The 9,494-nt window shown below is 43.8% G+C and carries 14 protein-coding genes; 5 read left to right on the top strand and 9 right to left on the bottom strand.

Annotated elements, in window-relative coordinates:
* Positions 1-4 precede the first annotated feature (4 nt).
* The gene (locus Q8O20_RS02525; RefSeq protein ID WP_305529848.1) at positions 5-1,114 is read left to right on the top strand and encodes an OmpA family protein; all 1,110 of its coding nucleotides are present in this window, start codon (positions 5-7) and stop codon (positions 1,112-1,114) included.
* Between the two features lie 12 nt (positions 1,115-1,126).
* On the opposite strand, the gene Q8O20_RS02520 is transcribed toward Q8O20_RS02525, so the two are convergent.
* From Q8O20_RS02520 to Q8O20_RS02480, 9 genes are all read right to left on the bottom strand, one after another.
* Entirely contained in the window at positions 1,127-1,360 is a 234-nt protein-coding gene (locus tag Q8O20_RS02520; protein ID WP_304741404.1) for a hypothetical protein, read from the bottom strand.
* 67 nt (positions 1,361-1,427) lie between these two features.
* Entirely contained in the window at positions 1,428-2,645 is a 1,218-nt protein-coding gene (locus Q8O20_RS02515) for an ArsS family sensor histidine kinase (RefSeq protein WP_305529847.1), read from the bottom strand.
* Between the two features lie 3 nt (positions 2,646-2,648).
* Positions 2,649-3,320 carry a response regulator transcription factor gene (locus Q8O20_RS02510; protein WP_305529846.1) on the bottom strand — a complete coding sequence of 224 codons (672 nt, stop codon included), beginning with the start codon at positions 3,318-3,320 and terminating at the stop codon, positions 2,649-2,651.
* Complete coding sequence (locus Q8O20_RS02505; protein WP_305529845.1) at positions 3,313-3,696, bottom strand: Spy/CpxP family protein refolding chaperone; 384 nt, start codon at positions 3,694-3,696, stop codon at positions 3,313-3,315. Before Q8O20_RS02505 ends, Q8O20_RS02510 begins: the two co-directional genes overlap by 8 nt.
* Positions 3,693-4,814 carry a cytochrome b/b6 domain-containing protein gene (locus tag Q8O20_RS02500; protein ID WP_305529844.1) on the bottom strand — a complete coding sequence of 374 codons (1,122 nt, stop codon included), beginning with the start codon at positions 4,812-4,814 and terminating at the stop codon, positions 3,693-3,695. The genes Q8O20_RS02505 and Q8O20_RS02500 overlap by 4 nt, the downstream gene beginning before the upstream one ends.
* Positions 4,815-4,833: 19 nt before the next feature.
* Positions 4,834-5,373: a diheme cytochrome c gene (locus Q8O20_RS02495; protein WP_305529843.1), complete on the bottom strand. Its 540-nt coding sequence runs from the start codon at positions 5,371-5,373 to the stop codon at positions 4,834-4,836.
* Positions 5,374-5,388: 15 nt separating this feature from the next.
* Complete coding sequence (locus Q8O20_RS02490; RefSeq protein WP_305529842.1) at positions 5,389-5,796, bottom strand: DUF1924 domain-containing protein; 408 nt, start codon at positions 5,794-5,796, stop codon at positions 5,389-5,391.
* Positions 5,797-5,905: 109 nt separating this feature from the next.
* Positions 5,906-6,454: a ribonuclease HII gene (locus Q8O20_RS02485; protein WP_305529841.1), complete on the bottom strand. Its 549-nt coding sequence runs from the start codon at positions 6,452-6,454 to the stop codon at positions 5,906-5,908.
* An 8-nt stretch (positions 6,455-6,462) separates the two neighbouring features.
* Positions 6,463-7,527 (bottom strand): ATP-binding protein, encoded by a 1,065-nt coding sequence (locus Q8O20_RS02480; RefSeq protein ID WP_305529840.1) that lies wholly within the window; start codon positions 7,525-7,527, stop codon positions 6,463-6,465.
* Positions 7,528-7,702: 175 nt separating this feature from the next.
* Here Q8O20_RS02480 and rpsJ point away from each other — a divergent pair, with 175 nt between their 5' ends.
* From rpsJ to Q8O20_RS02460, 4 genes are read left to right on the top strand one after another with little or no spacing between them, the layout of a single operon-like run.
* Positions 7,703-8,014 carry a 30S ribosomal protein S10 gene (gene rpsJ / locus Q8O20_RS02475; protein WP_013459053.1) on the top strand — a complete coding sequence of 104 codons (312 nt, stop codon included), beginning with the start codon at positions 7,703-7,705 and terminating at the stop codon, positions 8,012-8,014.
* Between the two features lie 10 nt (positions 8,015-8,024).
* A complete protein-coding gene (rplC, locus tag Q8O20_RS02470) occupies positions 8,025-8,603 on the top strand; it encodes a 50S ribosomal protein L3 (protein ID WP_294895725.1) in 579 nt (192 codons plus the stop codon).
* The gene (gene rplD / locus Q8O20_RS02465) at positions 8,600-9,211 is read left to right on the top strand and encodes a 50S ribosomal protein L4 (RefSeq protein ID WP_295051685.1); all 612 of its coding nucleotides are present in this window, start codon (positions 8,600-8,602) and stop codon (positions 9,209-9,211) included. The genes rplC and rplD overlap by 4 nt, the downstream gene beginning before the upstream one ends.
* A 1-nt stretch (position 9,212) precedes the next feature.
* Positions 9,213-9,494, top strand: coding sequence for a 50S ribosomal protein L23 (locus tag Q8O20_RS02460; protein WP_015652595.1), 282 nt, complete (start codon positions 9,213-9,215; stop codon positions 9,492-9,494).

Here is a 9,494-nt window from a genome sequence, read left to right as displayed (position 1 = left end):
TACCATGAAAAAATTAGTATTTTCCAGCTTACTTGCCGCAACACTGCTTGGCGCAAGCGATTATAATTATGAAGTGACGCCGGTAGTCGGCTATCTCTGGAACAGCACATCCGATGAAACTAACCCAAGCGCTATGGGTGGTGTGGATAATCACGCTGTGTACGGCGTGGAGCTACAAATGAATAATGCCTGTGAAACTATTAAACCAGAGCTTTCCGTTCTATACGGACGTGACAAAGTTACAGGTGAAGCAGGCAAAACCGGAGTTTTGACAACAATGCTCAACGGTGTTTATGAAATGCCGACCGATAGCATGATTACTCCGTTTGCGAAAGCAGGTTTGGGGTACGAGTGGTACACGAACACACATCCAAGCGATTATGATGGGATGCTTTTAGATGCGGGTCTTGGATTAAAAGCGGACATTACCAAACAAATTGCGCTCAAACTTGAGGCACTTTATCTGTATAAAATGAACAATAACGGAGTTGACGGAAGCAACGGTGAAGTTCATAATGTTGCCGCACTTGCAGGATTGACATTTAGTTTTGACGAAAAGGCGGCTCCGGTAGTTGCTGCCGTTGCCGCTCCGGTTGTCGCTACAGCGCTTGCACCTGAACCGAAACCTGAGCCGAAGCCGGTAGTTGTCCCTGCCCCTGTGGTACAACCTGCAAAAGCTGCTGCACCGATCGACAGCGACAAAGACGGTGTAATGGATGATAGCGATAAATGTCCAGGCACGCCTGCAGGATTTAAAGTGGATGTGGACGGGTGTCCTCTTAAAGCGACATTGCATTTGAATTTTGGTACAAATTCCAATAAAGTAGATGCGCAAGGGACTGCAAAAGTTGCGGCATTCGCTGATTTCTTAAAAGCGAGTCCGGCGTACAGTGCAAATATTATCGGACATACCGATAGCACAGCATCAGACGTATACAATCAAAAACTCTCCGAAAAACGTGCGGAAAAAGTAAAATCAATGCTTGTAGAAAACGGTGTTGATGCTTCTCGTTTAAGTAGTGCAGGCAAAGGTGAATCACAGCCGGTTGCCTCGAATAAAACGAAATCAGGACGTGCTGAAAACCGTCGTATCGAAGTTGAGCTTACCCACTAAGGGGAAGGCGCTCTATTCGTCTTCTTTTCTATAACTTCCCGCCTTGCAGCCGCTTGGACTGCTGGGTGGATTGTCTCGTAAATAACATAAATCCTCATGCGCTTGTTTCAGTACCTTGCTCTCTCTCAACAACGGCAGCATCTTTTCATCTTTTTCACTCAGTGAGAGGGAGTTATTGTAAAGCAGAGCTTTGACTTCGGCATCAACGGCAGCCAGTGCCGCTTCAATATGGGTAAGTGAAATCATAAAACCTCTTTTTAATAGACAAGAGATTATAGCGACGAGGTTCTAAAACCAACTTTGCTCACATGATTTAAGATAATTCATCAGAATCGGTAATGATTGAGAAACAGTGATATCCATTTTTGTAATCGTAGATAAGTGAAAAACCGTGTTTACTCACAATTTTACTGACGATATTAAGCCCCAAACCGAACCCTTGAGTCGTGCGTGAACTCTCTTGACGGGTAAAAGGGGTCAGAAAATAGCCGAACTCTCTCTCCAGCGGGCCTCCGTGATTAAAAACGCTGATACGATTCGAGGCGACTTCCAACGTTATGGGAAGCTGATCGGTGTATTTGAGGGCATTGTCGAGCAGATTTTTCAATGCCAGTGAAAGATACTGCAGATCCCCTTTAAGGATAAAATTTTCTTTGATAGTCACGTGGATAGAGGATTCGTCGCTAAGGCAAAGCTTAGAGAGGGCTTCCAAAATGAGTGTTTCACTACTGAAGCTCTCAGATTTTATGATGTCAGTTGCCTGTAGTTTTTCGATCTCGAGAAGTTCCCGAGTCAATTGATCGAGTTCTTTAAAAGAGTGTTTTAAGATATCTCGCCCTTTGGAATCGTCGATCTCCTCAAGCGCAAACAATCCTCTGGCAATGGGGGTACGCAGTTCATGTCCGACATCACGGAGTAACTCTTGGCGCGAAATGATCAGATTCTCGATCGTTTGGGCCATTTCATTATAGGTATGTGCCACTTCTCCTATCTCATCGTGAGTGTTTATAGTGCTACGGCTTTCATACTCTCCCCGCGCAAATCGGCGCATACTTGTCGCGATAGAATTAAGAGGGGAGAGCATCCTAAGAATAATGATAAAAATAATCGCCAATACCACCATATCGGCAAGAACCAAAGCGTTAAGCACCCATCCCTCTTTTTGTGTCTCCTCTAATGTTGTATCACATAAATAAAGATCTTCGTCAAAATATCGGACATGGAGGATGTATTCTTCATTGAACGATTCATATACCTCAAGAATACCGAACGTATGAGGTTGGCGCAGAATGATCCGTTTGGGGGAAGAGGGGGGTGTTTTTAGTAGATTTAATGTTTTAAGCTGATTATCAAGTTGGTCGGTCGAGGATGTTGCCATCCACGTAAATATTTTACGAGCATCTGTTTTGTATTTTTGGAGAATAATCGATTCATATTTTTGGGTATTGATCGTGTCTATTTGATAGCCGATTCCCACCATAAGGAGGAAGCTGATACTGAATAAAAGGGTAATTTTCGTAAAGATAGACATAGATTATCCTGTAAATTTGTAGCCGATTCCCCACACCGATTTGATGTAACGGGGCTCTTTTGCATCATCCCCTATTTTTTGGCGGATATTGCTGATATGCATATCGATGGTACGGTGTTTGGTTTCATCGCCGAGTCCTAAAGAGCCGATGATCTGATCACGGGAGAGATTTTTACCCCGATTTTTGATCAAGAGTAAAAAGATATCGAATTCAATCCGTGTTAAATCGATCGGATACCCCTCCATAAGTATCGAATGATTGGCTTCATTGATCGCGAAATCGGAGACGACAAGTTCATTTTTACGTCCATATCGGCGGAGTATAGCTTCTAAGCGGAGGACTAGTTCTCGGGGCTCATACGGTTTGTCAAGATAATCATCGGCACCCAAATCGTAGCCGTAGATTTTATTTCCAATATCGGTACGGGCAGAGGAGATTATGATAGGTATATCGAGCTGGCTTTTAATCTTTTTGGCGACATCAAATCCATCCATTCCCGGCAGCATCAGATCAAGAACGACGATGTCAAAAGGCTCGCGGCGATCCAACAAAGCTTCAAGAGCCTTTTTCGGATCGGCATACCCGAGGGTTTCAAATCCGTACGAATCCAAAAAAGAGATAATTAACTCTTGTAATGAGATGTCATCTTCTATTAAAAGGACTTTTTTACTCAATGTCCCACTCCTCAATATGTCGAATAAAACGCCGTTTCTGCTCAGGAGTCAAAATCGTATGGAGGCGGGAAAACAATCGTATTCGAATCTCTATTGAGCCACGTGCCATCTCCATGTTTTTAGTGCGAAATGTTTTTTCATCGAATATTGGATCCAGAAGCAAGAGATTCGATTCTTTTTCTATTTGCTCATTTTGGCGGTGAAAGCGGCGGTAGTCGTGTTGGTACTCTTTCATAGCCGATTCTACCGCTTTGTGTTGCTGCGGGGACAACTTCAAATCATGCAGATCCATCGGAAAACGGTGATTGTCATCATCGGCGTAGGCATGGGTGAGAGCTAACATCATCGCTAGTATTAAAAAAATATAGGATTTCATCCGTTCCCTCCGATCGGTAGGATTTTAATGGCACTGTCTTCAATACGTCCCTCCTCTACATCGGAGTGACACACTTTGCAGTTTGCGCGGCTTTTAACCTTATCGCTTTTAAAAATCTCTTCCGATATATGCTTATGTCTTTTTTTCCAAAACGGTGTTTGGGTAATTGCTATCATATCGCGTTTTTCAAGTGATTGCATCATTTTGAACGACATCTCCTGCGTGGAAGTTTCTGCCGAATGTGCTAAGAGATACTCACGTATTGATTGCTGATCGGCCGAATCTAGCGAAGCATCGTCACCAAAATGATTCGATAAATCCCCCATCAATTTCACCCACGACTCCCTGGGCAGAAGGGAAGGGGGATAGAGGGTATGGCATGAACCGCATTCATTAACGAAAACGGGATTGACTTTTGCGTAATCAACCTTTTTATTGTACCCTGCGATAAGAGGGTTGTTTGGAGTTGTGAGAGCATAGACGAGAAGTGCAATAGTACCGCCGATACCGATAAGGGCTACGACTTTTTGGTACCATGATAAAGTGGCACTCTCCCCCTCCATATTTTTATGTCCGTCGATGATAGAGTTGAGGGTGCGATCCTCTTTGTGCAGGAGTCGATCAACCAACACTCCCCCCACATGTGCCGCAATCAAAACCCATAAGAGATTGACAAAAAACTCGTGAATCTCTTCAAATATCTCCATGTCTTGAAAAAAACCTGTATGCAACGATGCGAGTAGACCTCTGTTTTCCGCTATGCCATAGGCAAGCATACCGCTGGATACGGCAAGAACTACCGTAGAGAGCATCGCAACCATCACATAGCTAGCCGCCGGATTGTGCCCAATAGTGCGGCGAGATGGGTTTAAAAGGGATAAAAGGTACTCTTTTAATGCATCAATAGAGAGATGAAAATCACCGAAACGGGAATATCTTGGCCCTATGATTCCCCACACAATCCGAAAGAGAACCAATGCGCCCACGGCACTCCCGATCGCAGCATGGATATTTAACCATCGATCTTCTTCGGTACTGATCAAGCTAGCTATAATCAGTAAGACAAACAGCCAGTGAAACAGCCGCGTAGGAAGTGTCCAGACATATACTCGTTTCATAATGTGCTCCTATACTCTATTAATCTTCCCAGCGTCCGTAATTGGGAATACTGATTTCACGTTCACGGTAGCTTCCGCTTTCGGCTTTGGTGTGACATGCGTTACAGTTGGCAAAACTTTTGACCTGAGGTTGAGTCACCATTTTTTTGGTTACCTCTCGATGTTTGCGGACGAAGTACGGTGTTTCTGAAATACGCAGAGCAACAGCTCCTTTCATATCGACGAGGCGATCATTTTTCGATGCATACGATGCTAAATAATTTTGAATTGTTTTATGATCCGACGGATCGAGTGTCGCATCAGTGCCGAAATGGTTATCCAACGTATTCATTGTTTTATCCCATGAACGTTTTGGCAACAATGAGGGCTGATAGGCCATATGACACGAAGAGCACTCTTTTTTGTAGAGTGCTGCGGATACTTGATCTTGCTTGCTCAACGGCTTTGCAACGACGGAAGAGCGGTGGTGTTCGCCTTCTTCATGATCATCATCCGCATACAGATAGACTCCGCCTGCCAAAATAAGTGCTGCTACTGATAGGTTTAACAGTGTTTTCATTGTGTTTCCTTTGTATTAATTTTTCATGATATAGGTAAGGACGTCCCCTTTTTCTTGAGCCGTCCCTTCGCGTGCATAGACATCCATAAAATTGCGTTTCAGCCACTTTTTGACCTCTTTTGCGCTGGTGAGCCGTTGCGGATTCGCACGAGGGGAGAGGGGATCGATCACTTTTCCGGTAAGAGAGTTTTTGCCGGGGTTAGCGAGATTGAGGGAGTGACAACTGGTACATGCCATCGGTTTGCCTTGTTTTCCGGTATGGGTAGAGGTAAAAATCTCTTTACCTCTCACTGCGTCAAATCCATTAAAAGTGCGGTTTTCAGTTTTTGCCACCGATTCCAGTTCTTTCATATATTGAACCACTTCGGGTGAAGCCGCCATAAGCGACGTTGAGAAGAGTAATGCCAATGCTAGGTATTTCATAACCTGCCTCCTAAACTTTTGATGTTCAAATATTAGGATAAAGGTGTCAATAGCTCACGGTGACTCTCTTGACACTTTCTTGACACGTTTATGAGGGAGTAAGAGGAGATTAAAACAAACTGGGCTGGAGGGTTTTGAGTTTAAAACTTTTACGGTGGATCTCGCAATGCCCGTATTGGCGGATTGCTTCGATATGGGAGGCACTTCCATATCCCTTGTGCCCTTCAAAGCCGTACTGAGGATAGAGGGGGGAAAGTTCTACCATCTCACGATCTCGCGTTACTTTGGCCAATATCGATGCGGCACTAACTTCAGGAATGGTCGCGTCGGCTTTTACCATGGTTCGCAGACCGCTCACGCCGAATTTAGAATTACCATCATAGAGATAATCGGCTTCCCCTATGGCAGCCATGATCTCACGCAACCCCGTCGCCAAACATGCAGATAGCCCCAGTTCATCGATTTGTGCGGCACTAAATCGTGCGATATGATACGTTGAGTTCTCACGAATGAGTTCGAAGAGCTCTTCGCGCTTTTTCTCAGTCAGTTTTTTAGAGTCATTTAACCCGCTAATCGGCACATGTAAAATAACCCCTGCGATAGTAAGCGGCCCCGCCAATGGTCCCCGTCCCGCTTCATCGATTCCGCAGAGTTTCATATATTCTCCTATTCATCTGATAACGCCCATCTTTCAAACGGAATCATCTCAATTCGTGAGATGGGGTGTGAGAGGGTACTCTCTAAATTCATCGTTACCGCAATGACTTCGCGGACACGATTGGATACGATAAATCCCTCTAACGCTTCTACCTTCTTAAAGAGAGCATGTTCATTCGCAAACGCAGATGCAATAATAATTTGCCCACGTTCAGGGAGATAAAAATCAATCCCCTCATCATAATAACATTCGATGTGGTGCTTATCGAGTTCCAAAAATACGAGGTTTTCAAAAATACGGCCGAAATGTTTTTGGAGGGTCAGGGCATGCTTGATAGCAATATCGCACAAATAGAGTTTTTTGACGGCACTGGGGTGGTTAAATTTACTCAAGCTTTTAAGATACCCGCGATCAAACAGTGATTGCAGATGGAGGTAGAGTTTATCTTTGGATATTTTTCTCTCCCCTTTAAGCCGCTCATACAGATTAAAGGCAGAAACTTTTTGTGTCACCATTTTCGAGGCTTGGGAGAGGATTGAAAACTCAATCGGCTCCAATGCACGGCTCATGGTGCTTTGAAGATAAAGAACCCGATCTTCGCTGGGGATACGGTGCATTGCGGGGAATCCCCCGAGCTGGAAAAAATGGTTCAGTGCCGTACTATCAAATTTACTCTCAAACGCTAAAAACTCTTCATAATCTAGTAGTTCAAGATGAATCGTATGATAGGGGAGTTCCAGTGAGGTTTCGCTTGAGAGGATGATTTGATCGATTTCTATTAGAGTAATCTCTTCATAATAGTTATCCAGTGCAAGTATCGATATTTTATGTTCACGGCAAAATTGGCTCAACGTGTCGTTTAACTCAGTGATGTCGATCCGCATGTCACGGCAGTCGATATAAAGATAGGTTGATTTTTTATGGGTGAGGAGATAATTTTTAATCAGCGCACTCTTCCCTGACTGGGTAATTCCGTAAATCAGGGTATTTTCATCGCCGATTGAGTGCTTGCGTTCAATAAATCCAACATTGTGCAAATCGTACCGATAGTATTCATCTAATAAAGCATTCATACCTAAAATCATACCCTAAAAAATAGTACATCCTTATTAAAAGGAAGCAAATTTAATACTATTAGCATTTTTTACCCCTAAAATCCTTGACCCGAAGGGGATATGTCAGTATAATTTCGCCGCCTTATATAGTTCAGACTAGATCTGACGAGTTCTTTTATCTAAGGAAAACATTATGGAAAAAATTCGTTTAAAACTTAGAGCGTACGATCATCGTGTACTTGATCGTTCAGTTGCCTCTATCGTTGAAGCTGTAAAGCGAACGGGTGCGGAAATCCGCGGCCCAATCCCTTTGCCAACCAAGATTCGTAAATATACGGTTCTTAAATCTCCGCACGTCAATAAAGACTCACGCGAGCAATTTGAGATTCGTATGCACGCACGTTTGATCGACATCGTGTCGGCTACGCCAGATACAGTTGATTCGTTGATGAAGCTTGACTTGGCTCCGGAAGTGGACGTAGAAGTTCGCTCTATGGACAAGTAAGGAGTAGGGTGTGGAATACATTGTAGAAAAGATCGGCATGAGCCGAACAATTGGCGTACCAAGTAAAGCGGTAACTCTTTTAAAAGTAAAAGAAGTGAAAGTTTGCGAAGTAGTAGATGGCACTGCTCTCGTAGCATATAGCCAAGGAAAAGCACGCAATAAGCCTATTGAGGGTCAGCAAAAGAAATATAACCTTTCTGCTGAATTCAACAAATTCGCTACATTGGAAGTTGCTAACACCGAAGCCGGTGATTTGGATATGACACCTTTAGCGGATGCTAAAAAAGTTAAAAGTGCATTCAATACTAAAGGTCGCGGTTTTACCGGCGTTATGAAACGTTGGAATTTTGCCGGCGGACCTGGCGCACACGGTCACCGTTTTCACCGTACTGGTGGATCTATCGGTAACCGCGAATGGCCTGGTAAAGTCCAAAAAGGACGTAAAATGTCAGGTCAATACGGTAACGAATTAGTTACTGTAAAAAATGAAGTAATGTCATACGACGCAGAAAACGGTGTATTAGTTGTAGTGGGCGCTGTCCCAGGTGCAAACGGTGCATTAGGTCGAGTAAAGGTAGTGAAACAATGAGCGCGATTGTACTGAACGAAAAATTCGAAAAAGCCTCTGAATTGGCATTGCCTGAGAGCTTCAGCGGTATCAATACCCATAACCTCTATTTGTACGTTAAATCGTACCAAGCGAGTATCCGTTCTAATACGGCATCTGCAAAAACTCGTTCTGAGATGCGCGGTGGTGGGAAAAAACCATGGGCTCAAAAAGGTAAAGGTGGCGCACGTGCCGGTTCACGTCGTTCACCGATCTTCGTTGGCGGTGCTGTTGCACATGGTCCAAACACAGGTCGTAACTACGATCAGAAGATCAATAAAAAGCAAAAGAAACTAGCGCTTAAATGTGCGTTGGATGCTTTGGCAACAGCTGGGAAACTTTTCATCGTTGATTCGATTGAAGTTCCGACTGGTAAAACAAAAGACGCATTGGCGTTGTTCAATGCATTGAATGTTCGTGATGCGTTGTTGGTGAAAAAGATTCTCGATGAGAATACCTATCTTGCATTCCGTAACATTGCTTCTACGTACGTTGTAGAAGAGAATGAACTCAACGCCTTTTTGGCTGCGACATACCGTTCGGTGGTTATCGAAAAAGCGGTATGGGAAAATCTGACTAAAGAGAGCTAAGATGGCAGATATTACTGATATCAAATCAATCCTGTATACAGAGAAGACCCTTGGTCTTCAAGAAGAGGGTGTAATCGTTGTTCAAACGTCTCCACGTATGACAAAGAACGCTCTTAAAGAGGTGTTTAGAGAGTATTTCGGAATCGTTCCGGCTCGCGTAAACTCACTAAACCAAAGCGGAAAAGTTAAACGTTTCCGTGGTCTTGCTGGCAAACAAAATGACTTTAAAAAGTTTTATGTGAAATTGCCAGAAGGCGCACAAATCGATAGTTTGGCGGTGTAA

It is taken from the genome of Sulfuricurvum sp., assembly GCF_030691015.1.
GTDB lineage: Bacteria > Campylobacterota > Campylobacteria > Campylobacterales > Sulfurimonadaceae > Sulfuricurvum.
This window is presented reverse-complemented; position numbering and strand designations above follow the sequence as displayed.

What these genes read in the sequence shown, in the direction of transcription:
- Q8O20_RS02485 (WP_305529841.1), bottom strand. Translation starts at nt 6,454, where the DNA reads ATGAAACTCTGCGGAATCGATGAAGCGGGACGGGGACCATTGGCGGGG.
- Q8O20_RS02480 (WP_305529840.1), bottom strand. Translation starts at nt 7,527, where the DNA reads ATGAATGCTTTATTAGATGAATACTATCGGTACGATTTGCACAATGTT.
- Q8O20_RS02495 (WP_305529843.1), bottom strand. Translation starts at nt 5,373, where the DNA reads ATGAAAACACTGTTAAACCTATCAGTAGCAGCACTTATTTTGGCAGGC.
- rplD (WP_295051685.1), top strand. Translation starts at nt 8,600, where the DNA reads ATGAGCGCGATTGTACTGAACGAAAAATTCGAAAAAGCCTCTGAATTG.
- Q8O20_RS02520 (WP_304741404.1), bottom strand. Translation starts at nt 1,360, where the DNA reads ATGATTTCACTTACCCATATTGAAGCGGCACTGGCTGCCGTTGATGCC.
- Q8O20_RS02500 (WP_305529844.1), bottom strand. Translation starts at nt 4,814, where the DNA reads ATGAAACGAGTATATGTCTGGACACTTCCTACGCGGCTGTTTCACTGG.
- Q8O20_RS02490 (WP_305529842.1), bottom strand. Translation starts at nt 5,796, where the DNA reads ATGAAATACCTAGCATTGGCATTACTCTTCTCAACGTCGCTTATGGCG.
- Q8O20_RS02525 (WP_305529848.1), top strand. Translation starts at nt 5, where the DNA reads ATGAAAAAATTAGTATTTTCCAGCTTACTTGCCGCAACACTGCTTGGC.
- Q8O20_RS02505 (WP_305529845.1), bottom strand. Translation starts at nt 3,696, where the DNA reads ATGAAATCCTATATTTTTTTAATACTAGCGATGATGTTAGCTCTCACC.
- rpsJ (WP_013459053.1), top strand. Translation starts at nt 7,703, where the DNA reads ATGGAAAAAATTCGTTTAAAACTTAGAGCGTACGATCATCGTGTACTT.
- Q8O20_RS02515 (WP_305529847.1), bottom strand. Translation starts at nt 2,645, where the DNA reads ATGTCTATCTTTACGAAAATTACCCTTTTATTCAGTATCAGCTTCCTC.
- Q8O20_RS02460 (WP_015652595.1), top strand. Translation starts at nt 9,213, where the DNA reads ATGGCAGATATTACTGATATCAAATCAATCCTGTATACAGAGAAGACC.